Below are 22,639 nucleotides of genomic sequence, written 5' to 3' on the forward strand. Positions count from 1 at the left end.
ACTGCGGGCGTTTCAGCACTTTGGCGGGAGAGGCACGAAGCCGGGCCGGGTGCGAGCCGCTCACCCCGCCGCCCTGAACCGCTCGACGTGCCTCCGCCGGCTCGGTACGCCGATGGCACGCAGAGTGCGTGGCACGGCGACCGTCAAGGGGTGCGCAGGTGACCAACGGTCCCGGGTCAGGCACCGCCGCGCCGGCCCTACGGCGGCCCGGGTCGGCTCGGCGCAGGTGGTGCCTCGTCCAGGGTGGTACCGATCCCGGCCAGGCCCGCCCGCAGCACGCTCAGCCGCGCTGCCGGCTCCGCCGCCGCCCGCCCGGTGCCGCAGCCCGCACGGCGGTCATCGACGAGGGGTACGGGCCTGCGACGGGACCGGATCCAGCGCACACCCCGCACCCTCACAGAGTCTCAAACCGGAGGAAGCGGGGCATCAGCCGCGCCGGCCACACCTGTCCCACCGGTCGCGGGCGGTCGCCCAGGACCGGTCAGCCCTCGGCTGGGGCGAGCCGCAGCGAGACCGAGTTGATGCAGTAGCGCTGGTCGGTCGGGGTCGGGTACCCCTCACCCTCGAACACATGCCCGAGATGGGAGCCGCAGCGGGCACACCGCACCTCGGTGCGGACCATGCCGTGGGAACGGTCCTCGATCAGCTCCACCGCGTCGGTGTCCTTCGGGTCGTAGAAGGACGGCCAGCCGCAGTGCGACTCGAACTTGGCGTCGGAGGTGAACAGCTCGGCACCGCAGGCACGACAGGAGTAGACGCCCCTGGTCTTGGTGTCCGTGTACTCACCGGTGAAGGCCGGCTCGGTGGCGGCCTGGCGCAGCACGGCGTACTCGGCCGGAGTCAGCTCCGCGCGCCACTGCTCGTCCGGCTTCTCGACGTCGTACGACATAGCCTCAGCCCCTTCACTGCTGCGACAGGCGGTCCAGGATCCGCGGGCCCAGGTCGGTCACGTCACCCGCGCCCATGGTGAGAACGAGATCCCCGGGCTTCGCCATTCCCGCGATCGCCGCGGGGATCTCCGCCTTGTCGTGCACGGCGGTCACGTCGGCACCGGCCGCGCGAGCGGCCTCGATGATCAGCTCGCTGGTCACACCGGGGATCGGGTCCTCGCGGGCCGGGTAGATGTCGAGCACGACCGAGGCGTCCGCGAGGGCCAGCGACCGGCCCATCTCCTTGCCCAGCTCCTGGGTGCGGGAGAAGAGATGCGGCTGGAAGACGACGAGGATGCGGGAGTCACCGGCGGCGGCGCGCATGGCCTCCAGGTCGGCGGTCATCTCGGTCGGGTGGTGGGCGTAGGAGTCGATCACCTGGACGCCGGCCGCCTCGCCCTTCAGCTGCAGCCGGCGCTTCACGCCCGTGTACGCGGCCAGGGCCGGGGCCAGCTCGGCGGCCGGGATGCCCAGGGCGGCGCCGGCGGCGAGCGCGGCGACGGCGTTCAGGGCGTAGTGGCGGCCGGGGACGGAGACCGTGAAGGTGAGTTCCCGTCCGTCCACAACGACCGTCACCTCGCTCTTGAGGCCCTGGGCCACTACGGAGAGGACCCGTACGTCGGCGTCCGGCGCCTCCCCGTACGTCACCACCCGCACCTCGCGGGCCGAGACGCGCCGGGTGAGTTCGCGCGCGCCGTCCTGGTCCGCGGAGACGACCAGCGTGCCGCCGTCGGTGACGCGGTCGACGAACGTCTCGAAGGACTCGTAGATCTCGTCCATCGAGGCGTAGTTCGCGTGGTGGTCCAGCTCGACGTTGAGGACGATGGCGACCTCGGGCGCGTACTTGTGGAAGCTGCGGTCCGATTCGTCGGCCTCGGCGACGAAGATGTCGCCCTCGCCGTGGAGCGCGTTGGAGCCCGGGGCGTCCAGGTCGCCGCCGATCGCGTACGACGGCTCCAGGCCCAGCTCGCTGAGCGAGACCGCCAGCATGGAGGTGGTGGTGGTCTTGCCGTGGGTACCGGCCACGGCGATCGGGCGCAGCCCCTGCATCAGCGCGGCGAGCGCGTCGGAGCGGTGCACCACCGGGATGCCCAGCTCGGCGGCGCGTGCCAGCTCCGGGTTGTCCTCGCGGATGGCCGACGACACGACGACACAGCTCGCGTCGCCGGCGAGGTGCTCGGTGGCATGCCCGATGTGCACGGTGACGCCGAGCGCCCGCAGCGCCTGAGCGGTCGCCGAGTCCTTGGCGTCGCTCCCGGCCACCGCGGCCCCACGCTGCGCGAGGATCTTGGCGATGCCCGACATCCCGGCGCCGCCGATGCCGATGAAGTGCGGTCGGTCCATGGCGGTAGGAAGGCCGGGTGCCATGCGTTTCTCCCCAGAGACGGTACGAGCTAGAGCAGGCCTAGCCTATGCGCTGAACCACGCGCCACCTCGCAAGGGGCGCGGCGGCAGCCGACTCGGGGCGGGGAACCGCGCGACAAGTCACAGCGCACCCACACCCACAAACGCACGCACGCACCACACGCCGAGGGGCGCTCACCCGCCGGCCCGGCGGAGTGCCTACACCTTGCTGTGCGAGAACAGCTTCAGCACCGGCACCCCCACCTTGTGCCGAGCCCGTGAAGCCCAGTCCCGGTGGAAGAACTCCTCCACATAGTGCGGATCGGTCAGCACGATCACCTCATCGGCGTCCACCTCGGCGACGATCCCCTTCAGTGCGTCCAACGGATGATCCTCGACCAGCCGCCCCTCCGCCCGGCTCCCCGAGGAGCGCAGCGCCTGCAACGACACATCGAGGGCCTGCTGCCCCACGCTCCGGGCCTCCTCACCCTCAGGCGTCCCCCCTTCCCGCACGGCCTCGTCGAGTTCGCCGAGCGCGATGTCGTCGATGGCCCGCAGCAGACGGTCCGCCTGGTCGCCGCGCGGCTGGAGCAGCACGTGGAAGGAGACCGGCTCGTCCCCGTGCAGAGTGGTGACGAACTCCACGTCGGCGGACGTCAGGGCCTTCTCGATCATCAGAACGCTTGTGAACACCAGGCGCCTCTTCTCCTTCGAGGGCCGCTGGGCCCTCTGTCCTCCGGGGCCCGGCCAGGCCCTGCGGAAACCATCCTTCCCCGTGATCGCACGGGTAGTGCCGGACTGGGTCAGCCCGCCGCAAGTCAACCGGAACGGCAGATTCCGCTGATGTCAGGACCGACGGTAACGACCGAAAAGAAATCCGTCCTCCTCAAGGAGGGACACGAGGTCGAACCGGCGTGGAACGGCGACCGACGGACCCCCGGCGATGCGCTGCGCGTCCCCCGCGGTGAGCGTCGGCGAGACCGTCAGGCACAGCTCGTCCAGCACCTCGGCGGCGATCAGCTGGCCGAGCAGCCGGGGCCCGCCCTCGGTGAGCAGCCGGGTGTGGCCGAGGTCGGCGAGGGCGCGCACCGCGCGCACGGGCTCGACCCCCATCCCCTCACCGGCGACCACCACGCGGGCACCGGCCCTTTCGGCGGCGGCGACGCGGTCGGGGGCCGCGGCCGCACCCGTGAGGATGAGGGTGGGGACCAAGGGCGAGGTGAACAGGGGCAGGGAGAAGTCCAGCTCCAGGCTCGCGGTGACGACGGCGATCGCGGGGGCCGGGCCCTGGCCCGCGGCCTTCCGGTCGCCGGCGAACTCGCCTCGCGCCTTCGCGGGGCGGTACCCCTCCTGCCGTACCGTTTCCGCGCCCACCACGATGACGTCCGCGAGCGCGCGCAGCGTGCCGAAGATGCGCATGTCGGCGGCGCTGGAGATGGGCTGGGAGTGTCCCTCGTGCTGGGCGGCGCCATCGAGGGAGGAGACCATGTTGGCCCGCAGCCACGGCCGGGGGGCGCCCGGCACGGGCTCGGGGTAGGCATAGGCGGCGGCCAGCTCGGCGAGGCTCCACTCACGGGCCGCGCCGGCCCCGGCCGCCCCACCTGCCCCTGCATCCGGGCCGGCCCCGCTCCCTCCCTCGCCCCCCGCACCCCCACCGGGGGCCTCCACGCCCCCGCCGGAGGCCTGGGCTGCTGTCTCTTCGGTCACAGGGAACAGGCGTCGCATGCCGTGCAGTGTGACACGGCGCTTAGCATGGGTAACCGTGTCGTCCTCCACCTCCGCCCCCGGATCCAGCCCTCTGACCGACGCGGGCCCCCTCTCCCTGTGCGTCCGCGAGCCGCACGTCCCCGCCGACCGGCTGGTCGCCGAGATGGTGCCGCCGCCGCGCTTCGACTCGGTCCGCTTCTCCACCTACATCCCGGACCCGAACCAGCCCAGCCAGACCGAGGCCGTGCGGGTGCTGGAGGGCTTCGCGGCCGGGCTCGGCGGGGCGCACGCCTCCGGCGCGGGCAGGCGCGGCTTCTTCGGGTTCGGCAGGGGCAAGGCGCCGAAGACCCCGGCCGGCCCGCGCGGGGTGTACCTGGACGGCGGCTACGGCGTCGGCAAGACCCACCTGCTCGCCTCCCTCTGGCACGCCACCCCGGCCGAACCCACGCTCAAGGCGTTCGGCACCTTCGTGGAGCTGACCAACCTGGTCGGCGCCCTCGGCTTCCAGCAGACCGTGCAGACGCTCAGCGGTCACCGCCTGCTGTGCATCGACGAGTTCGAGCTGGACGACCCGGGCGACACGGTCCTGGTGTCCACGCTGCTCGGCAAGCTGGTCGAGGCGGGCGTGGCGCTCGCCGCCACCTCCAACACGCTGCCCGGCAAGCTGGGCGAGGGCCGGTTCGCCGCCGCCGACTTCCTGCGCGAGATCCAGGGCCTGTCGGCCCACTTCCGCGCCCTGCGCATCGACGGCGAGGACTACCGCCACCGCGGTCTGCCCGAGGCACCGGCCCCGTTCACCGACGAAGAGGTGACCAAGGCGGCGTACGCCACCGAGGGCGCCTCGCTGGACGACTTCCCGCACCTGCTGGAGCACTTGGCCAAGGTGCACCCGAGCCGGTACGGCGCGCTGACCGACGGGCTGACGGCGGTGTGCCTCACCGGCGTGCGGCCGGTGCCGGACCAGTCGACGGCGCTCCGGCTGGTGGTGCTCGCCGACCGGCTCTACGACCGTGAGGTCCCCGTACTGGCCTCGGGGCTGCCGTTCGACAAGCTGTTCAGCGAGGAGATGCTGAACGGCGGCTACCGCAAGAAGTACTTCCGCGCGATATCCCGGCTCACCGCGCTGGCCCGCGACGCGAAGGGACTCGTCGGCTCCTGACCGCCGCCCAATAGTCGATCAATCCCCTGCGGGTCAAGGGCGAGTTCACGCCACGCCACCCGCAGTTTTCACGCTCTCTTGCGCGCGTAGCGCCCAGTTAACCCTGCAAAGGACTTTGCAGGGTTAACGTGTTTCTTGACCGTCCATTGACTAACGCTTGGTGCGCACTAGAGATGTGAACGCGGTGAAGGGGGGCGCATGTTGCGAGGTACAACGACCCGCGCTCTGCTCGCCCTGCTCGCCGTGGCACTGCTCGCGCTCCAGCTCTGCACCCCCACGGGAACCTTCGCACCCGCGCATACACTCGGTCACTCGTTGGCCAAGGCCGAGACCGGAATCATCTCCTCCGCGATGCCGGAGCGCGAGAGAACGGACACGGTCCGCGACCCGGGCCGCTCGGGTGAGCCCGTGGGCATTGCGCACGTCCGCGCCCGGCAGCGCGGCTCGGCGTCCGGCTGGGCGCAGGAACACCCGCCCATAACCGGCCGGGCGGCCGAGGCGGGCTCACCGGACACCTCCGGCACCCCGCGGGACCGTTCCTCGAGAGCCGCCAGAGCCCACACCCCGGCAGCGCTCCAGGTCTTCCGCTGCTGAGTTCCGAGCCACCCCTCTCCCCACACACAACACGTCGTTCAAGCCCGACGCGCCGGTGCGGCGCGCCAGGAGGACCCCACACAGATGCAGCCCCTCATCGACAACGCCCGTACCTTCGGACAGCGCCCTGAGGAGTTCGCCAAGCTCGCCCAAGGCCAGTCCCCTCAGGTTCTCTTCATCACCTGCTCCGACTCCCGGGTCGTCCCGGCCCTGATCACGGGCGCCCGCCCCGGGGAGCTGTTCGAGCTGCGCACCGCGGGCAACATCGTCCCGCCCTACGCCTCGCAGCCCCCCACCAGCGAGGCCGCCACCATCGAGTACGCCGTGGAGGTGCTCGGCGTCCGCGACATCGTCGTCTGCGGCCACTCGCACTGCGGTGCCGTCGGCGCGCTGGTGCGCGGCGACGACCTGACCGCCGTCCCCGCCGTGCGCGACTGGCTGGCGCACGCCACCCCGCGCCCGGCCGGCGCGGCTGAGGATCCGGAGGTCGCCGAGGGCGTCCAGAGCCACGTTTTGACCCAGCTGCTGCGGCTGCGCTCGTACCCGTGCGTCGAGCGGAAGCTGGCGGAGGGCCGGCTGGGCCTGCACGCCTGGTACTACGAGGTGCACACCGGCGCCGTCCGGACGCACCGCCCGCAGACCGACACCTTCGAGTCCCTGTGAGCGCGCCGATGACCAGCAACCGCACCCGCATATCCCGTTTCCCTCATCTCAAGCGGGACTTCGCCGCCTCCCTCGTCGTCTTCCTGGTCGCGCTCCCGCTGTGCGTGGGCGTGGCCGTCGCCTCCGGGGTCCCGGCCGAACTCGGCCTGGTCACCGGCATCGTGGGCGGTCTGGTCACCGGGCTGATGCGCGGCAGCAGCCTGCAGGTGTCCGGGCCGGCGGCCGGTATGACCGTGCTCGTCTTCGATGCGGTCAAGGAGTTCGGACTGCCGGCGCTCGGCGCGATCGTGCTCGCCACCGGCCTGCTCCAGGTGGCCATGGGCGTGCTGAGGCTGGGCCGTTACTTTCGCGCCATCTCGGTCTCCGTCGTGGAGGGCATGCTGGCCGGGATCGGTCTGGTCCTGATCGCCGGCCAGCTCTACCCGGCGCTGGCGGCGAAGGCCCCCGACTCCGGCCTCCGCAAGATCGCCGGGCTGCCCGGCGCCTTCCTGGACGCCCTCGGCACCGAAAAGGCGCTGGCCTCGCTGGCGGTCTGCGCGGGTACGATCGCGGTGCTGCTCCTCTGGAAGCGCGCCCCGGCGAAGCTGCGTGCGGTGCCCGGTCCGCTGGCCGCGGTCGGTCTCGCCACACTGGCCGCGTTCGCGCTGAGCCTGCCGGTGACCACCGTCGAGGTGCAGGGCCTGCTGGGCTCGATCCAGCCGCCGCCGCTGAGTGCCTTCGGCGAACTGGCCGGCGTCGGCTTCCTCGGCACGGTCGTCGCCTTCACGCTCATCGCGTCAGCCGAGTCGCTGTTCAGCGCGGCGGCCGTGGACCGGCTGCACTCCGGGCCGCGCACCGAGTACGACCGGGAACTCGTCGCCCAGGGCACCGGCAACACGGTGTGCGGGCTGCTGGGGGCGCTGCCGATGACCGCGGTGATCGTGCGCAGCGCGGCCAACGTCCAGGCGGGCGCCCGGACGAAGGCCTCCCGCGTACTGCACGGCGTGTGGCTGCTGCTGTTCGCCGCGCTGCTGCCCGGCGTGCTCGCCTACATCCCGATTCCGGCGCTCGCCGGCATCCTGATCTATTCGGGCGCCAAACTCGTGCCGGTCCGGGCCCTGGCCGTGCTGTGGCGCGAGAACCGGGGCGAGGCGCTGATCCTCTCCGTCACCGCGGCCTCCATCGTGGCGGTCAGCATGTTCGAGGGTGTGCTGATCGGTCTGGCGCTGGCGGTGGTCAAAGCGGCCTGGGAGGCCTCGCACGTCCGCCTGGAGGTCGTCGACAAGGGCTCGGGCCCGGTCGAGGCGTTCCTCTCGGGCAACGCGACCTTCCTGCGGCTGCCGAAGATCCTGGACAGCCTGGAGCCCCTCCCCCAGGACCGCCCGGTCCGCCTCGACCTCTCGGGCCTCCACCACCTCGACCACGCCTGCCGCACGGCCCTGGAGAACTGGGCCGAACGCCACAGCGCGGCCGGCACCGAGCCGGTGCAGCTCACGGTACCGGCCAGAAGAAGCCCCGAGTCGGCGAGGGCGAAGGCAGCGTGACCCGGGCCCGGCGTCCCCCTCCGGACCGACGGAGGGGACGCCGGGCCCGGCGTTCGCTTGGCCGGGTCAGCCGGACGAGTCGGGTGGTGCGTGGACGTAGGCCGGGGTCCGGGAGGCGGAGCCCCTGTACGACGACTGCCGTCGGCCGGCCCATGACTTCCGCCCACCCCGGGCATATCGTTACAGCACGGACAGAACCGACCTCTGCGCGAGGAGGTCATCATGCTTCAGGACCTGCTGGGGGCCCTTGCCGCGGCGGGCTCCGTCGGTGTCGTGTACCTGGCGATGGCGGCCCGGGTGGTCAAGCAGTACGAGCGCGGCGTCCTTTTCCGGCTCGGCCGGCTCGCGGGTGACGTACGCACCCCGGGTCTGACCCTGGTGATCCCGTTCGTGGACCGCCTGCACAAGGTCAACATGCAGATCGTGACGCTGCCGATCCCCGCCCAGGAGGGCATCACCCGCGACAACGTCACCGTCCGCGTCGACGCGGTCGTCTACTTCCGGGTGGTCGACGCGGCGAGCGCCCTGGTGAAGGTCGAGGACTACCGGTTCGCGGTCTCACAGATGGCGCAGACGTCCCTGCGGTCGATCATCGGCAAGAGCGACCTGGACGACCTGCTCTCCAGCCGTGAGAAGCTCAACCAGGGCCTGGAGCTGATGATCGACAGCCCAGCCGTCGGCTGGGGCATCCAGGTCGACCGGGTGGAGATCAAGGACGTGTCCCTGCCGGACACGATGAAGCGGTCGATGGCCCGCCAGGCCGAGGCCGATCGTGAGCGCCGGGCCCGGATCATCAACGCCGACGCCGAACTACAGGCGTCCAGGAAGCTCGCCGAGGCCGCCCAGCAGATGTCCGACACCCCGGCCGCGCTCCAACTGCGGCTGCTGCAGACGGTGATGGCGGTGGCGGCCGAGAAGAACTCCACGCTGGTCCTGCCCATCCCGGTGGAGCTGCTGCACTTCCTGGAAAAGGGCCCGCAGCCGCACGTGCCGGACGGTGACGGTGGGCAGCGGAGAACGGCCGCGCTCACGGAAACGCGTGCCGAGCAGCCCCCGCCGACCGGCGACGGAGGAGCACCCTCCGGCTAGCGTGCCGCCGGCACAAGAGCTCCTCGCACCGCTCGGCCGCCGGCTGGCGCGGGCACGGGCCCGCGGCGCACCATCGAGGGACGGCCGGACGAAAAGGGGCGCCCGTGGCGAAGAAGAGCAAGGACCTCCGGGAGGGGCTGCGCCTCCCGCTCGGTGAGCGGATCGCTCTGGCCGCGTACGACGCCCGGGCCACACCCGGTGCCTCGGGCGGCAAGAAGGCCGGTCTCGCGGACACCGCCCGGATGGGCCGGCGCCTGGCCGGGCTGCAGGAGCGGTTGTGGGCTGCGGGCACCGCGGGCGACCGGCGCCGGGTGCTGCTGGTGCTGCAGGGCATGGACACCAGCGGCAAGGGCGGCACGGTCAAGCACGTCATCGGCCAGTTCAACCCCTCCGGCTGCCGTATCAAGGCCTTCAAGGAGCCCACCGAGGAGGAGCGGGCGCACGACTTCCTCTGGCGGGTGCGGCGTGCGCTGCCCGGGCCCGGCGAGATCGGCATCTTCGACCGCTCGCACTACGAGGACGTCCTCATCGCCCGCGTCAGGCATCTCGCCCGGCCCGCCGAGATCGGCAGTCGCTACGGCCTGATCAACGACTTCGAGCGGGAGCTGGCCGAGGACGGGGTGACCCTCGTCAAGTGTTTCCTGCACATCTCCTACGAGGAGCAGAAGCGCCGTCTGCTGCGCCGTCTCGACCGCCCCGACAAGCACTGGAAGTTCGCCCCCGGCGACATCGACGAGCGCGCCCTGTGGCCCGCCTACCAGGAGGCGTACGAGCTGGCGCTGGAGCACTGCGCCACCCCGCACGCACCCTGGTACCTGGTCCCGGCGGACCGCAAGTGGTACCGGAACTGGGCGATCAGCCGGCTGCTGCTGGAACATCTGAAGGCCCTCGACCCGCAGTACCCGAAGGGTGACTTCGACGTGGCCGAGTGCCGGGAGCGACTGTTGAAGCAGACGTGAGCCGGGCCGGGCGGGGTACCCGTCGGGCATGCGCGAGCAGCGAAAGGTCACCGAGTCGTACTGGCTGCGGACCGCCCCCGGGCCGTCCCACCCCGCCCTGGCGGGGGAACTCGACGTCGACGTGGCGGTCGTCGGCGCGGGCATGGCCGGGCTCAGCACCGCCCACGAGCTGGCCCGGGCCGGGCTGCGGGTGGCGGTGCTGGAGGCCGGGCGGGTGGCGGCCGGGGTCACCGGCTACACCACCGCCAAACTGACCGCGCAGCACACTCTCGTCTACGACCGGCTCCGGCGTACCCGCGGGCTCGAAGGGGCCCGGCTGTACGCCCGCTCGCAGTCGGAGGCGATCGAGCACGCGGCGGCGCTCGTGGCCGAACTGGACATCGACTGCGAGTGGGAGACGCGGGACGCGTACACCTACGTCCGGGACCCCGAGCGCGCCGACGAGGTGCGGGCGGAGGCGAAGGCCGCGAAGGAGGCGGGGCTGCCGGCCGCGTTCACGACGGAGACGGGGCTGCCGTTCCCTGTGGCGGGCGCGGTCCGGGTGACCGGGCAGGCGCAGTTCCACCCGGTCAAGTACCTGCGGGCGCTCACCGCCGACCTGATCGCGCGTGGCGGCCGGGTGTACGAGGAGACGCGGGTCGTCGGCCTGACGGAGGGCGAACCGTGCCGGCTGACGACCGAGGCGGGTGCCACGGTGACCGCCCGGGACGTCGTGGTCGCCACCCACTATCCGGTGTTCGACCGTGCCCTGCTGTTCGCCCGGCTCTCCCCGCGCCGGGAACTGGTCGTCGCGGGAGCGCTGCACGACGGCCCGGACCCGGAGGGCATGTACATCACGCCCGAGGAGAACACCCGCTCGGTGCGCACCGCGCCGTACGGCGAGGACGGGCAGCGGCTGCTGGTCGTCACCGGGGAGCACTTCACGCCCGGCACCGGTGATCCGGGGGCCGGCTTCGACCGGCTCGCCGCCTGGGCCGAGGAGCACTTTCCCGGGGTCGCCCTGGACCACGCCTGGGCCACCCAGGACAACGAGTCCACGGACACGGTCCCGCTGGTCGGCCCCTTCCACCCGGGCGCCCGGCACACCTACGTGGTCGCGGGCTTCGGCGGCTGGGGCCTGAGCGGCGGCATCATGGCCGGGCTGCTGCTGACCGCCCTGATCACCGGCCGCGACTGCGCGTGGCGCGAGCTGTACGACCCGCGCCGGCTGAAGTCGGTGGTGCGCGAGACGCCGTCGCTGCTGAAGACGCAGGCGGAGGTGGCCGGGCACTTCGTCGGCGACCGGCTGAAGCCGCCGGCCTCGGTGGACGATCTGGCGCCCGGTGACGGCGCGGTGGTCCGGGCGGGCGGCGAGCGGCTCGCCGCGCACCGCGACGACGCGGGCGCCCTGCACGCCGTGTCGGCGCGCTGCACCCACCTCGGCTGCCTCGTCTCGTTCAACCGGGCCGAACGCGCCTGGGAATGCCCCTGCCACGGCTCGCGCTTCGACGTCGACGGCAAGGTGCTCCAGGGCCCGGCGGTCAAGCCGCTGGAGCGGCGCGACCTCGGCTGACCGGGGAAGGGCGCCCGCCGCGCGGGTGACCGTGGGAACACGCCACGGACCATATCGCCATACAAACGGACATTCAGTCCTACGTTCGTATGGTGATCCCACTAGCGCGCCGTATCTCCGCCGTCACCGCCGTCACCGCCGTCTGCGCCTTGGGCGCGGCCCTCGCCGCCTGCGGGACCGCGGGCCCCACGGACCCCTCACGCCCGGCCGAGTCCCCCGCCTCCGCCTCCCCGTCCGCCACGCGCCCGCCCGTGCTCGCTCCGGGGCCGGGCGGGCTGACCCCGGTCTTCGAACACGGCCCGCGCACTCTGGGCAAGACCGTCGCACTGACCTTCGACGCCGACATGACCGCCGATCAGGGGCCCCGAGCAGACTCCGGCGAGCACTTCGACAACCCTGACCTCATCGGCACTCTGCGCACCCTCAAGGTCCCGGCGACCATCTTCATGACCGGCCGCTGGGCCGATCAGTACCCGGCCGAGGCCCGCAGCCTCGGCCACGACCCGCAGTTCGAGGTCGCCAACCACTCCTGGAGCCACTACGCGTTCACCGACGACTGCTACGGGCTGCCGGCCGTCGGGGCGGACCGGATGCGGGCGGACGTCGAGCGGGCGTACGCCTCCCTCCGCAGGGCGGGCGTGCCCGAACCGCTGCCGTACTTCCGTTTCCCCGGCGGCTGTTACGACCAGCAGGCGCTGCGCGCGCTCAGCGGGCTCGGGGTGACCGCCGTGCAGTGGGACGTGGTCAGTGGTGACGCGTTCGCCACGGACGCCGACGCGGTGGCCCGGCAGGTGCTGGACGGGGTGAAGCCCGGCTCGGTGGTCGTCATGCACTGCACCCGCAGCGCCGCCCCGACGACCGAGCGGGTCGTCCGCACGGTCGTACCGGAGCTGCGCGAACGCGGGTACCGGTTCGTGAAGGTGTCCCAGCTGATCGGCGGGACCGGCGGACACCGCTGAGCGTCCTACTCTGGGGTCATGAGCGACGAGGATTACTGCACGATCATCGACGCCGCAAAGCCCCCGAAGGCCGACGGGCCGCCGTACGCGGAGTGCGTGCTGTGCCGGGAGCCGACGGAGTACCCGGAGTCGTACAAGGGGATCACCTTGTGCCCGGTGTGCGAGTGGCATGAGTCGCAGCGCACCGCCTGTTCAGGGTGACCGGCGGGCGGTGAGCCAGCCGGCCACGGTGAAGGCTCCGGCCGTGAACAGGGCCGCCCCGGCCAGCGGCAGCAGCGGCACCGGCACCCGGCCGGTCTGCGAACCGGTGACCAGGCCGCTGATCGCGGCCTGCGCCGGGGAGCCCGCGAGCACCACCGCCAGCAGCGCGCCCAGCAGCATCGCGGGGACCGCGCGGCCGGTGGAGCGCAGCAGCGGCCCATTGGTGAGCGCGCCGACGGCCGTACCGAGCAGCGCACACGCAAGGACGGCCGGCAGCCCGGCCGCGGCGGCCCGGAGCGGCGGCACGTGGATCCGGTGGCCGTTGCTCGCCGGATCGCTGATCAGTGTCACCACCAGGGTCGCGGCCATGCCGAGCAGCGCCGAGGCGAGCAGCGCCGTCAGCAGACACGCGAGGTGCGCCCGGGCGGGGCCGCGCGCCGCGGCGACGCAGGCGCGGGCCGCGGGCGGCTCGGCCGTGACACAGATCCGCACCAGCCAGGCGGCCACCGGCAGCAGGGCGGCGGCCGTGTAGCCGAGCGAGTCGAGGACCGGCTGGCCGCCCTGCACGCCGACCCCCAGGAACACGGCGTACAGGATCACCGGTGGCAGCCAGCGCTGGGAGCGCAGGAGGAGGGCGGCCTGGTAGCGCAGGAGCGCGGTCATGGGCGGTTCCCGGGGTCGGGGGGCGGGGCCACGCTCACCACGTGCCAGGGCGGCCGGGCGGTGAGCAGGGTGCGCAGGAGGACGTCGGAGTGCGAGGCGGGGACGGCGAGCCGGTAGGTACCGGGGGTGGTCTCCTCGACGGAGGCGACGGTCCGCGCCGCGTCGGGTGGCAACTGCCCGCCGTGCGGCCCCTGCACGGTGACGAGAGCGAGCGGGCCGACCGGTGTGCTCCCGCTGTCGCTGCGGCGCTTCAGACCGCCGTCGAGCACGGTGTACGTCGCGTCCGGCGCTCCGGCGAGGCGGCGTGGGTCGTGGTCCACGAACACCACGGCTCCCCCGGCGGCGGTCCGCTCGGCCACGGCGCGCTCCAGCTCGGCCCGCGCGGCCGTGTCGAGGCCGCTCCAGGCCTCGTCCAGGACCAGCAGCTCCGGGTCCGCGAGCAGGGCCTGGGCGACGGCGACCTTCTGGCTGCTTCCCTTGGACAGCCGCGCCATCGGCGTGCCGCCGTACGCGCCCGCGCCGAACCGCTCCAGCCAGGTGTCCGCGGCCCGGGCGGCGGACGCGCGGGACAGGCCGTGGACGGTGCCGAGGTGGGTCAGATAGCCGGCGGCCGTGAACGGCAGCGCGGAGGGGAACCGCTCGGGCACGTACGCCGTGCGGGGCCGACCGGTGATGCGGCCCTCGGTGGGGGCGTCGAGGCGGGCCAGGAGCCGGAGCAGGGTGGACTTACCGGTGCCGTTCGCTCCTTCGACCCGGGTGAGGGTGCCGGGGGCGAGGGCGAGGTCGACGCCTCGTAACACCCAGGGGCCGCGGATGCCGTAGCGACGGCCTACGGCGGTCAGACGCAGGTCACGGTGCATGGGGGCCATTCTCGTTCAACGGAGCCGGACTCCGTTTTCTCCGGCGGGGCATGCCTCGCCCTTCCCCGGCGGGCCACGGCCCGGCTCAGCTCGGCCGCCCCGCCCACGACTTCACCGAAGCCTCCGGACGGGGCGGGATCGTCCCTTCGGTCTTCAGTCGATCAAGAGGGATCAGGCAGCCGGCCGGTTCATCGCGGTCGCCGGAAATCTTTTGTGCGGGGCACGCGCGTTGATCGCCGCGTCTCCGGCTTCGTAGGGTGGGCTGTCGTGAGCCATGTTCCCGCCTCCGTTGACAGTCCCTTCCAGGCCGAGCGCACTCCCCGCGACGAGGCCCCGCAGTTCGTGCTGCCCCTTGTCGTACGGATCGAGCGGAGCGCGCCGCCCGCCCGTACCGACGCGCTGGAGACGGCCGCCCGGGCCGTGCTTCGCCTGCTCGGCGACGAACGGGCGCACGGGGACGGCGAGTGGGCCGAGTCCGTGCGGAACTGGGAGGACGCGCGCATCCGGAAGGTCGTCCGCCGGGCCCGGGGCACCGAGTGGCGGCGCGCCGAGGCGCTGCCCGGGATCACGGTGACCGGCAAGTCCGCGGAGGTCCGGGTCTTCCCACCGGTCCCGCTGGACGGCTGGCCCAGGGAACTGGCGAAACTCCAGGTGTCGGGCACCGAGCTGGACGACCCGGAGCCGCCCGCCGCGGCCGGCACCGCCGAACCCGTGCTGTGGCTGAACCCGGAGCTGGAGATGTCGGCCGGCAAGGCGATGGCCCAGGCCGGGCACGGCGCCCAGCTGGCCTATTGGGCGCTGCCCGAGGCCGAGCGCACCGCCTGGCGCGACGCCGGCTTCCCGCTCTCCGTCCGCCCCGCCGGCCCCGCCGACTGGAGCCGGCTGACCGGCAGCGGGCTGCCGCTGGTACGGGACGCCGGATTCACGGAGATCGCGCCGGGTTCCTGCACGGTCGTCGCCGATCACCCGGCGCTGCGCTAGGAGGACGGCATGACGCGGGTCGACGGCCGGGTCGAACGGGGCAACCGCACGCGCCGGCTGGTGCTGCGCCGCGCGGTGGACATCGCCTCGGTCGAGGGCCTGGAGGCGCTCACCGTGGGCCGGCTCGCCGCCGAGCTGGAGCTGAGCAAGAGCGGGGTGTTCGCGCTCTTCGGCTCCAAGCAGGAGCTGCAGCTGGCCACCGTGCGGGAGGCGGCACGCGTCTTCGCCGAGCGGGTGATCCGGCCCGCCACCGAGACTCCGGCCGGGGTCGGCCGGGTGTGGCGGCTGTGCGAGTTGTGGTTGGAGTACTCGCGGGGCCGGGTCTTCCCGGGCGGCTGCTTCTTCTACGGGGTGATGGCGGAGTTCGACGCGCGGACGGGACCCGTGCACGACGCCGTGGTCCGCGCGCAGCTCGACTGGTCGGCACATGTCGAGCGCACGATCGACGAGGCCCGTACGGCGGGTGAGCTGCGCGCCGACACGGATGTCCCGCAACTCGCCTTCGAACTGCTGGCGTTGCTGGAGACGGCGAACGCCCTGTCCGTCCTGCACGAGGAGGAGACGGCGTACCGCAGGGCGCGGGCGGGAATCGCGGCGCGGCTGCGGAGCGCGGCGGCGGACGGCGCGCAGTCACCTCAACTCACCTGACGCCGAGGTGCTCTTGAGAGGCACTGACCGCCATAACAATTAGCACGATCGTTCGCTCAGTTTTATGCTCGGGCCCATGACTCTGACCGGAGTGGACATCATCGAGCTCGACCGGATCGCCGTGTACGAGGCCCTGCGGGTGGTGGAGCTGGCCGAGGAGGCGGACTGGGAGCGGGACACTCCCTGTGCGGGGTGGGACCTGCACCGGCTCGTCGCCCATATGACGGCACAGCATCTCGGGTTCGCCGCGGCGGCGCGCGGCGCGGGGCAGGATGCGGCGTACTGGCGGGAGCCGGAGCACATGGCCGACCCCGCCCGGGCGCACCGGTCGGCCGCCACCGCCGTGCTCGCCGCCTTCGCCGAAGCCGGTGTGCCGGAACGGCGGTTCGCACTGCCGGATCTGGGCGGCGGCTTCCCCGGCGGCCGGGCGATCGGCTTCCACTTCATCGACTACGTGGTGCACGCCTGGGACGTCGCCGCCGCCCTCGGTGTCGGTGTGGAACTGCCGGAGCACGTTCTCGGCGCCGCGCTCGCGGTGGCCCGGCAGGTACCTGACGACCCCGCCCGCCGCGGCCCGGGATTCGCCTTCGCCCCCGCACGGCAGGTGCCCGCCGGGTCCGGTCCCCTGGAGGAGACGCTGCGCCTGCTGGGCCGCGCACCGGAGCGGTGGCCCGTACCGCGCTGACGGCCCGCGCACCCGCGCCCACGCCCACGAAAGAGCAGTGCGAGCCGGCGATCCGGGCCGGAACCCGCCGGGCCGGAACCTCAAATGTTGCTCTGAACGCGACGCCGGGGGGATTCGGGGCCGCCCGCCGGGGCCATACCCCCGTCACTCGACGCACGAGCACCGGGCCGAGGAGGAGGGGGAAGCGCCATGCGGCGACTGGGCACGGGGATCGGCTGGCGGCCGGAGATCGCGGACGCCGTGGAGCGCATGCCGGGCATCGACTGGGTGGAGGTCGTGGCGGAGAACGTCTGCCCGGGCCACCTCCCCGAATCGCTGCTCCGGCTGCGTGAGCGCGGCGTGACGGTGATCCCGCATGGCGTCTCCCTCGGCCTCGGCGGCGCGGACCGCCCCGACGAGGGCCGGCTGGCGGCGCTCGCCGAAAGGGTGGAGGCGCTCGGCGCTCCGCTGGTCACCGAGCACATCGCGTTCGTGCGGGCGGGCGGCTCGCTCACCGCCTCCCCGCTGCTGGAGGCCGGGCACCTGTTGCCCGTGCCACGGACCCGGGACGCGCTGGACGTGCTGTGCGAGAACGTCCGCATCGCCCAGGACGCGCTGCCGGTGCCGCTGGCACTGGAGAACATCGCCGCGCTGTTCTCCTGGCCGGGTGAGGAACTGACCGAGGGGGAGTTCCTGGCCGAGCTGGTCGAGCGGACCGGTGTACGACTGCTCATCGATGTGGCCAACCTGCACACCAACCACGTCAACCGGGGCGAGGACCCGGCACAGGCGCTGGCCGCGCTGCCGCTGGAGGCGATCGCCTACGTCCATGTCGCGGGCGGCTTCGAGCGGGACGGCGTCTGGCACGACAGCCACGCGCACCCCGTCCCGCCCCCGGTCCTCGCCCTCCTGACCGAGCTGGCCTCCCGGACGAACCCGCCCGGCGTCCTGCTGGAACGGGACGAGAACTTCCCGGAACCGGAGGAGCTGGAGGGGGAGTTGACGGCGATCCGGGACGCGGTGCGGCGGGGACGCACCCGGGCGGCCGGGAGGACGGCTGTTGCCGCGGGCGGCACGGGAGCCGGGGGGACGGCGACTGCGGGCGGGGGCCGGGGCACGGCAACCGGCGCGGGTGTCGGGGGCGTCGCGGTCCTGGCTCGGCCGGTGACCGGCGTCCGTACCCGGGAAACGCCTCGGGAGCGGCTCGGGGTCGCCCAGGCCGCGGTGCTGTCGGCGCTGGTGGCAGGGACGCCCGTGCCGGAGGGGTTCGACCGGGTGCGGATGGGGGTGCAGGCGCGGGCGCTCGCGGTGAAGCGGGCGACTGTGGTGGCGAAGGTGGCGCCCGAGCTGCCGGTGATCCTGGGGACGGGGTACCGGTCGGCGTTCCTGGAGTACGCGCGGGAACGGCCGATGAGCGGGGGGTACCGGCGGGACGCGCTGGACTTCGCCGGGCACCTGCTGGGTGCTGGGCTGCCGCAGGACGCGGTGGCTCGCCGGGACCTCCGTGAGTGGTGGCTGGATCGTGCGGGCCCGGCGCCGAGGTCGCGCAAGCCGGCGGCGCGGCTGGCTCGGGTGGCGCGGAGGGTACTGCTGCGGAGGCCTTGAGGGGCCCCGGGCGGGGGACCGGCCGGAGTCGGGATCGCTCACCGGCGCCGGCCGGGTGCCGCTCTTCTTGGGGCGGGAGCCGCTCCGAGCGGCACGGCTGGCCGCGGCGGCGCCGGAACCACACAGCCGACGGCACTGCCCTCCCGGGGGCGCGGGGACCTGCGCGACCAGCCGCCACCCACCCGGGGCCGGCGGGCGGCCCGCAGTCGGACGGAGCCGTGCCGGCCCCCTCCGCGGTCGCAGTAATATGCCAAGCCGCACCCACCCACCCTCAAGCACCCTTGGTGTGCGGTGCCGTACAGGAGGCGCCATGCGACCGCGACCCCCGATCAAGGGGCGAGGCATATTCAGCGGCACCGGGCTCGTCATCACCGGCCTGGCAGCGACGACCGCGGCGCTGCTCTTCCCGCTCTGGTCGTACGCCGAGCGGCAGGACGGGACCAGCGCGAACGTGCTGAGCGCGCACACCGTCACCACGCCGTACGGCCCGCTGTCCGCGCAGGACCGGGACTTCATCACCAAGGTCCGGCTGGCGGGGCTGTGGGAACTGCCCGCCGGGCAGCTGACGGAGCGGAAGGGGACCACGCCCGCGGTCCGCACCGCGGGACAGCACCTCGTCGACGGGCACACCTCCCTCGACGCGCACGTACGGACCGTCGCCACCCAGCTCGGCGTCCCGCTGCCCAACGAACCCAACGAGCAGCAGAAGCAGTGGCTGGCCACCCTGAGGTCGGCGCAGGGCCAGGACTTCGACCGCCGGTTCGCCGGCATTCTTCGGCTGGCGCACGGCCGGGTGTTCTCCCTGGTCGCCGAGGTCCGGGCCGGCACCCAGAACTCCCTGGTCCGTGACCTCGCCGACGACGCCAACACGACCGTCCTGGACCACATCAAGGTCCTGGAGGCAACGGGATACGTCGACTTCGCCGCGCTGTCCCGGGAGCTGGCCTCCTCGGCCACGCCCGTGCCGGCCCCGCCGGCGGTCGACCCGAGCGCCGTGGTCCCGGTGGCGCCCTCGCCGGGCGAGACGTACCCCCTGCCGCCCGCGACCACCACCGGCCCGCCGCAGCCGAGCAGCTGACCAGCCCTGATCCATAGGGAAACGGAACGCCACATACCGGCAACGCTCCGTCCGGATCGTGAACAGGGCATGGCGTCTTCCGACGCGACTGGCATAGAAACACGTCATGTTCTGGGTCCTACTCCTGCTCCTGGCCTGGGCTTTCGCCGGCACCGCGTGCACCCGGCTGTGCCTGACGGCCGTCCGCGCGGCGACCGTGGACACGGACGTCGCGGAGACCACCGATGTCCCGACGGCGGATCGGGAGCGCGATCTGACGCTGTACGAGGCGGCCTTCCTGTCCGGCGGCCCGGCCCGGGTCGCCGATGTGACCCTGGTGTCCATGGCCCGGCAGCGGCGGCTGCTGCTCGCGCACACCGGCTGGGCCACGGTGGTGGACCCGCGGGGGCGTGACGAGATGGAGCGGTCGGTCATAGGGGCGATCGGGCCGGAGGGCCAGTCCCGGATCGCTCCGGTGCGGGCGCGGGTGGCCGGTGCGGAGGCGGTGTGCCGGCTGGCCGACGGGCTGGTGCGCGCGGGCCTCGCGGTGCCCGACGGCGCGGGAACGACCGTGGGGGCCGCCGTGCGCCAGGTGCGTGCCGCCGCGCTGGCCGTGGTGGCGCTGGGCATGACCGCGCTGCTGCTGCCCGTCCAGACCGGGACGCCCCGACTCCTGGTCGGGCTCTGGTTCGCCCTGCCCCTCACGCTGTCCCTGAGCTGCCTCGCCCTCGCCCGGTTCGAGGTGCACCCGTACGCGCGCTGGGCCTCCCCGGCGGGGCAGCGGCTGCTGGGCACGCTCGTCCACGGCCCGGCCGGCGACGAGCGGTCGTTCCTCACCTCCGTCGCCGTACGCGGCGTCCGCGCGATCGGCGAGCCGGAGCTGCGTGCGGCCTTCGCCCACCGCGACCAGCCGTGGCGGGAGTGAGGGCACCTCCAGGGGGCGCATAGGGGGCATTGGCGCCGACACCGGCCGGGCGGTGCTTGCCTTCGCCGACGACCGACCGAAATATCCCTTCTGTTGTCGCCGGGCCATGGCAGCCGTGCCATCGCCGCCGCGCACCGAAGGGATACGCCATGAGAGCTGCCGCCCTGTACTCGGCCGCCGGGTCCTTGCTCCTGACCACGCTGGCCGCGGCCCCGGCGGGCGGCACGCCCGCCGGTCCGGGAGCACCCGGTGTGCCGGGCGCAGCCGAGCTGCGCGGCACCGCGGTGGCCGTGGCCCGCGCCCGGGCGGCCGGTATCGACTTCGGCGCGTGCTCCGCCGCGGACGTCCCGAGGACGCCGAGCGGTCTGCGGTGCGGCACGGTGACCGTCCCGCTGGACTACGCCCACCCGAACGGCAAGCAGATCGAACTGACCGTGAGCCGGACCCGGGCCACGCAGAAGGACCCGCACAACAGCAAGCGGAAGGTCCCCCGGCAGGGCGCCCTCGTCTACAACCCGGGCGGTCCCGGCGCCTCCAGCATGTACTTCCCGCTGATCGGCGTGGTCCCGGAGTGGAAGCGGATCGCCGCCGCCTACGACCTGGTCGGCTACGCCCCGCGCGGGGTGGGCCGTTCGGCGCCGTTGTCCTGCGAGGACCCCAAGCGGTTCTTCAAGGCGCCCACGGCGTCACCGACACACCCCTCGCAGGCGTACAAGCGGCAGCGCATCGCCCAGGCGAAGGCGTACGCGCGTGGCTGCGCCCAGCGCTCGGGCAGCGGGCTGCGCCACTACACCTCGCTCAACAACGCCCGTGACCTGGACGTCCTGCGGGCCGCGCTGGGCGAGGACCGGCTGACGTTCATGGGGGCGTCGTACGGCACCTACTTCGGCGCGCTGTACGCGACGATGTTCCCCTCGCACGTGCGGCGCATGGTGCTGGACTCCGCCGTGAACCCGGCCCCGGAGAAGGTCTGGTACCGCAACAACCTCGACCAGTCGGCCGCGTTCGAGGAGCGCTGGGCGGACTTCCGTGACTGGATCGCCCGCCACGACGACGTCTACCGGCTCGGCGCAACGCCGGAGAAGGTGCAGCGCAGCTACGACACCGCCCGGGAGCGGCTGGCCAGGAAGGCGGCGGGCGGGAAGGTCGGTCCGGGCCAGCTGCAGAACGCGTTCCTGACGGCCGGGTACTACGACGACTTCTGGCCGAGCCGGGCCGAGGCCCTGTCGGCCTATCTGCACGGCGACGCCGAGCCGCTGATCCGGCTGGCGGCCCCGAGCACCGGGACGGCCGCCGCCGAGGCGGAGAACGGCAGCGCGGTGTACACGGCCGTCGAGTGCAACGACGCTCCCTGGCCGACGGACTGGAAGGTCTGGGACCGCGACAACACGCGGCTCGCCCGGGTGGCGCCCTTCGAGACCTGGGACAACGCGTGGATGAACCTGCCGTGTGCCTACTGGCCGGCACCCCGGCAGCAGCCGCTGGACGTGCGGACCGGGCCGGGCGAGCTGCCGCCGGTGCTGATCCTGGCGGCCGAGCGGGACGCGGCCACGCCGTACACGGGTTCGGTGGAGATGAACCGGCGGCTGGCCGGCTCGGCGCTGGTGACCGAGCGGGACGCGGGCACGCACGGCGTCGGCGGCGGCCCCAACAGGTGCGTCAACGCGTACGTCGACGCCTATCTGCTGGAGGGCCGCCTCCCGGCGCGGCGCGCGTCCTGCGCGCCGCGCCGGGAGCCGAAGCCGGACACCCCGAACGGCCGTGCCGCCGGGCAGTCCCCGCGGGACGCCCTGAAGGGCAAGGCCGCCCGGCGCTGAGCGATCAGGCGAGGCCGGCGATCAGCTCGGCGATGTCCTTGCGGCGCCCCGTGCAGAACGGCACCTCCTCGCGGACGTGCCGGCGGGCCTCGGAGCCGCGCAGGTGGCGCATGAGGTCGACGATGCGGTACAGCTCGTCGGCCTCGAAGGCCAGAATCCACTCGTAGTCGCCGAGGGAGAACGAGGCGACCGTGTTGGCGCGCACGTCCGGGTAACCGCGGGCCATCTTGCCGTGGTCGGCGAGCATCCGCCGGCGGTCCTCGTCGGGCAGCAGGTACCAGTCGTAGGAGCGCACGAAGGGGTAGACGCTCACGTAGTCGCGGGGCGTCTCGTCGGCGAGGAACGCCGGGATGTGCGAGCGGTTGAACTCGGCGGGGCGGTGCAGCGCCATGTTCGACCACACCGGCTCCAGGGCGCGGCCCAGCTTGGTGCGGCGGAAGAGGTTGTACGCCTCCTGCAGCTGGTCGCTGGTCTCGGCGTGCCACCAGATCATGAGGTCGGCGTCGGCACGCAGGCCGGAGACGTCGTAGGTGCCGCGGATCGTCACGTCCTTGGCCGCGAGCTGGTCGAACAGCTCCTGGACCTCGTCGGCGTATCCCGCGCGGTCCTCGGGCAGCACGTCCTTCAGCCTGAAGACCGACCAGAGGGTGTAGCGGATGACCTCGTTGAGGTCCTTGGCCAGCTTGCCCTTGTTCGGGATCCTGCCGGACTCGGTGGTGGGGGCGTCGTCACTCATGGTC

The 22,639-nt window shown here is 73.2% G+C and carries 23 protein-coding genes; 16 read left to right on the forward strand and 7 right to left on the reverse strand.

Annotation, left to right across the window (positions count from 1 at the left end; translation table 11 throughout):
- Positions 1-481: 481 nt before the first annotated feature.
- The 4 genes from msrB to ABZ079_RS09235 all read right to left on the reverse strand — a co-directional run bounded on the left by msrB (position 482) and on the right by ABZ079_RS09235 (position 3,998).
- The gene (gene msrB, locus ABZ079_RS09220) at positions 482-889 is read right to left on the reverse strand and encodes a peptide-methionine (R)-S-oxide reductase MsrB (RefSeq protein WP_356938782.1); all 408 of its coding nucleotides are present in this window, start codon (positions 887-889) and stop codon (positions 482-484) included.
- 13 nt (positions 890-902) lie between these two features.
- Complete coding sequence (gene murC, locus ABZ079_RS09225; RefSeq protein ID WP_356938783.1) at positions 903-2,297, reverse strand: UDP-N-acetylmuramate--L-alanine ligase; 1,395 nt, start codon at positions 2,295-2,297, stop codon at positions 903-905.
- Between the two features lie 195 nt (positions 2,298-2,492).
- Positions 2,493-2,966, reverse strand: coding sequence for an indole-3-glycerol phosphate synthase (locus tag ABZ079_RS09230; protein WP_356938784.1), 474 nt, complete (start codon positions 2,964-2,966; stop codon positions 2,493-2,495).
- 153 nt (positions 2,967-3,119) lie between these two features.
- A complete protein-coding gene (locus ABZ079_RS09235; protein ID WP_356938785.1) occupies positions 3,120-3,998 on the reverse strand; it encodes a pyrimidine reductase family protein in 879 nt (292 codons plus the stop codon).
- A gap of 37 nt (positions 3,999-4,035) precedes the next feature.
- On the opposite strand from ABZ079_RS09235, the gene zapE reads away from it, so the two are divergent.
- From zapE to ABZ079_RS09280, 9 genes are all read left to right on the forward strand, one after another.
- The gene (zapE, locus tag ABZ079_RS09240) at positions 4,036-5,139 is read left to right on the forward strand and encodes a cell division protein ZapE (RefSeq protein WP_356938786.1); all 1,104 of its coding nucleotides are present in this window, start codon (positions 4,036-4,038) and stop codon (positions 5,137-5,139) included.
- A 198-nt stretch (positions 5,140-5,337) separates the two neighbouring features.
- Positions 5,338-5,733, forward strand: coding sequence for a hypothetical protein (locus tag ABZ079_RS09245; RefSeq protein ID WP_356938787.1), 396 nt, complete (start codon positions 5,338-5,340; stop codon positions 5,731-5,733).
- An 84-nt stretch (positions 5,734-5,817) separates the two neighbouring features.
- The gene (locus ABZ079_RS09250) at positions 5,818-6,396 is read left to right on the forward strand and encodes a carbonic anhydrase (RefSeq protein ID WP_356938788.1); all 579 of its coding nucleotides are present in this window, start codon (positions 5,818-5,820) and stop codon (positions 6,394-6,396) included.
- Positions 6,397-6,404: 8 nt separating this feature from the next.
- Entirely contained in the window at positions 6,405-7,919 is a 1,515-nt protein-coding gene (locus ABZ079_RS09255) for a SulP family inorganic anion transporter (protein ID WP_356938789.1), read from the forward strand.
- Positions 7,920-8,141: 222 nt separating this feature from the next.
- A complete protein-coding gene (locus ABZ079_RS09260) occupies positions 8,142-9,008 on the forward strand; it encodes a slipin family protein (RefSeq protein WP_356938790.1) in 867 nt (288 codons plus the stop codon).
- 104 nt (positions 9,009-9,112) lie between these two features.
- Complete coding sequence (locus tag ABZ079_RS09265) at positions 9,113-9,967, forward strand: PPK2 family polyphosphate kinase (protein ID WP_356938791.1); 855 nt, start codon at positions 9,113-9,115, stop codon at positions 9,965-9,967.
- A gap of 28 nt (positions 9,968-9,995) precedes the next feature.
- The gene (locus ABZ079_RS09270) at positions 9,996-11,519 is read left to right on the forward strand and encodes an FAD-dependent oxidoreductase (protein WP_356938792.1); all 1,524 of its coding nucleotides are present in this window, start codon (positions 9,996-9,998) and stop codon (positions 11,517-11,519) included.
- Between the two features lie 89 nt (positions 11,520-11,608).
- Positions 11,609-12,478, forward strand: a complete 870-nt coding sequence (locus ABZ079_RS09275) for a polysaccharide deacetylase family protein (protein ID WP_356938793.1) — start codon at positions 11,609-11,611, stop codon at positions 12,476-12,478.
- Positions 12,479-12,496: 18 nt separating this feature from the next.
- The gene (locus ABZ079_RS09280) at positions 12,497-12,679 is read left to right on the forward strand and encodes a hypothetical protein (RefSeq protein ID WP_356938794.1); all 183 of its coding nucleotides are present in this window, start codon (positions 12,497-12,499) and stop codon (positions 12,677-12,679) included.
- Here the strand turns inward: ABZ079_RS09280 and ABZ079_RS09285 are convergent.
- Positions 12,671-13,342 (reverse strand): ABC transporter, encoded by a 672-nt coding sequence (locus ABZ079_RS09285; RefSeq protein ID WP_356938795.1) that lies wholly within the window; start codon positions 13,340-13,342, stop codon positions 12,671-12,673. The genes ABZ079_RS09280 and ABZ079_RS09285 overlap by 9 nt on opposite strands.
- Positions 13,339-14,202, reverse strand: a complete 864-nt coding sequence (locus ABZ079_RS09290; protein WP_356938796.1) for an ATP-binding cassette domain-containing protein — start codon at positions 14,200-14,202, stop codon at positions 13,339-13,341. Before ABZ079_RS09290 ends, ABZ079_RS09285 begins: the two co-directional genes overlap by 4 nt.
- Before the next feature lie 267 nt (positions 14,203-14,469).
- On the opposite strand from ABZ079_RS09290, the gene ABZ079_RS09295 reads away from it, so the two are divergent.
- The 7 genes from ABZ079_RS09295 to ABZ079_RS09325 all read left to right on the forward strand — a co-directional run bounded on the left by ABZ079_RS09295 (position 14,470) and on the right by ABZ079_RS09325 (position 21,899).
- Complete coding sequence (locus tag ABZ079_RS09295; RefSeq protein WP_356938797.1) at positions 14,470-15,183, forward strand: aminoacyl-tRNA hydrolase; 714 nt, start codon at positions 14,470-14,472, stop codon at positions 15,181-15,183.
- A gap of 9 nt (positions 15,184-15,192) precedes the next feature.
- Positions 15,193-15,831, forward strand: a complete 639-nt coding sequence (locus ABZ079_RS09300) for a TetR family transcriptional regulator (protein WP_356938798.1) — start codon at positions 15,193-15,195, stop codon at positions 15,829-15,831.
- Between the two features lie 76 nt (positions 15,832-15,907).
- The gene (locus ABZ079_RS09305) at positions 15,908-16,516 is read left to right on the forward strand and encodes a TIGR03086 family metal-binding protein (RefSeq protein WP_356938799.1); all 609 of its coding nucleotides are present in this window, start codon (positions 15,908-15,910) and stop codon (positions 16,514-16,516) included.
- A gap of 189 nt (positions 16,517-16,705) precedes the next feature.
- The gene (locus ABZ079_RS09310) at positions 16,706-18,100 is read left to right on the forward strand and encodes a DUF692 domain-containing protein (protein WP_356938800.1); all 1,395 of its coding nucleotides are present in this window, start codon (positions 16,706-16,708) and stop codon (positions 18,098-18,100) included.
- A gap of 310 nt (positions 18,101-18,410) precedes the next feature.
- On the forward strand, positions 18,411-19,178 hold the full coding sequence (locus tag ABZ079_RS09315; RefSeq protein WP_356938801.1) for a DUF4142 domain-containing protein: 768 nt from the start codon (positions 18,411-18,413) through the stop codon (positions 19,176-19,178).
- 106 nt (positions 19,179-19,284) lie between these two features.
- Positions 19,285-20,082, forward strand: coding sequence for a TIGR04222 domain-containing membrane protein (locus ABZ079_RS09320; RefSeq protein ID WP_356938802.1), 798 nt, complete (start codon positions 19,285-19,287; stop codon positions 20,080-20,082).
- A 149-nt stretch (positions 20,083-20,231) separates the two neighbouring features.
- Entirely contained in the window at positions 20,232-21,899 is a 1,668-nt protein-coding gene (locus tag ABZ079_RS09325; RefSeq protein ID WP_356938803.1) for an alpha/beta hydrolase, read from the forward strand.
- A gap of 4 nt (positions 21,900-21,903) precedes the next feature.
- On the opposite strand, the gene hemQ is transcribed toward ABZ079_RS09325, so the two are convergent.
- Positions 21,904-22,635: a hydrogen peroxide-dependent heme synthase gene (hemQ, locus tag ABZ079_RS09330; protein WP_356938804.1), complete on the reverse strand. Its 732-nt coding sequence runs from the start codon at positions 22,633-22,635 to the stop codon at positions 21,904-21,906.
- Between the last annotated feature and the right edge of the window lie 4 nt (positions 22,636-22,639).

It is taken from the genome of Streptomyces sp. NPDC006314, from assembly GCF_040613075.1.
In the GTDB taxonomy this organism is placed as follows: Bacteria; Actinomycetota; Actinomycetes; order Streptomycetales; family Streptomycetaceae; genus Streptomyces.

Bases quoted from the DNA above. Each gene is read 5' to 3' on its own strand.
- msrB (WP_356938782.1), bottom strand. From the start codon at position 889: ATGTCGTACGACGTCGAGAAGCCGGACGAGCAGTGGCGCGCGGAGCTG.
- murC (WP_356938783.1), bottom strand. From the start codon at position 2,297: ATGGCACCCGGCCTTCCTACCGCCATGGACCGACCGCACTTCATCGGC.
- ABZ079_RS09235 (WP_356938785.1), bottom strand. From the start codon at position 3,998: ATGCGACGCCTGTTCCCTGTGACCGAAGAGACAGCAGCCCAGGCCTCC.
- ABZ079_RS09245 (WP_356938787.1), top strand. From the start codon at position 5,338: ATGTTGCGAGGTACAACGACCCGCGCTCTGCTCGCCCTGCTCGCCGTG.
- ABZ079_RS09250 (WP_356938788.1), top strand. From the start codon at position 5,818: ATGCAGCCCCTCATCGACAACGCCCGTACCTTCGGACAGCGCCCTGAG.
- ABZ079_RS09255 (WP_356938789.1), top strand. From the start codon at position 6,405: ATGACCAGCAACCGCACCCGCATATCCCGTTTCCCTCATCTCAAGCGG.
- ABZ079_RS09260 (WP_356938790.1), top strand. From the start codon at position 8,142: ATGCTTCAGGACCTGCTGGGGGCCCTTGCCGCGGCGGGCTCCGTCGGT.
- ABZ079_RS09270 (WP_356938792.1), top strand. From the start codon at position 9,996: ATGCGCGAGCAGCGAAAGGTCACCGAGTCGTACTGGCTGCGGACCGCC.
- ABZ079_RS09275 (WP_356938793.1), top strand. From the start codon at position 11,609: ATGGTGATCCCACTAGCGCGCCGTATCTCCGCCGTCACCGCCGTCACC.
- ABZ079_RS09280 (WP_356938794.1), top strand. From the start codon at position 12,497: ATGAGCGACGAGGATTACTGCACGATCATCGACGCCGCAAAGCCCCCG.
- ABZ079_RS09285 (WP_356938795.1), bottom strand. From the start codon at position 13,342: ATGACCGCGCTCCTGCGCTACCAGGCCGCCCTCCTCCTGCGCTCCCAG.
- ABZ079_RS09290 (WP_356938796.1), bottom strand. From the start codon at position 14,202: ATGCACCGTGACCTGCGTCTGACCGCCGTAGGCCGTCGCTACGGCATC.
- ABZ079_RS09300 (WP_356938798.1), top strand. From the start codon at position 15,193: ATGACGCGGGTCGACGGCCGGGTCGAACGGGGCAACCGCACGCGCCGG.
- ABZ079_RS09305 (WP_356938799.1), top strand. From the start codon at position 15,908: ATGACTCTGACCGGAGTGGACATCATCGAGCTCGACCGGATCGCCGTG.
- ABZ079_RS09310 (WP_356938800.1), top strand. From the start codon at position 16,706: ATGCGGCGACTGGGCACGGGGATCGGCTGGCGGCCGGAGATCGCGGAC.
- ABZ079_RS09315 (WP_356938801.1), top strand. From the start codon at position 18,411: ATGCGACCGCGACCCCCGATCAAGGGGCGAGGCATATTCAGCGGCACC.
- ABZ079_RS09320 (WP_356938802.1), top strand. From the start codon at position 19,285: ATGTTCTGGGTCCTACTCCTGCTCCTGGCCTGGGCTTTCGCCGGCACC.
- ABZ079_RS09325 (WP_356938803.1), top strand. From the start codon at position 20,232: ATGAGAGCTGCCGCCCTGTACTCGGCCGCCGGGTCCTTGCTCCTGACC.
- hemQ (WP_356938804.1), bottom strand. From the start codon at position 22,635: ATGAGTGACGACGCCCCCACCACCGAGTCCGGCAGGATCCCGAACAAG.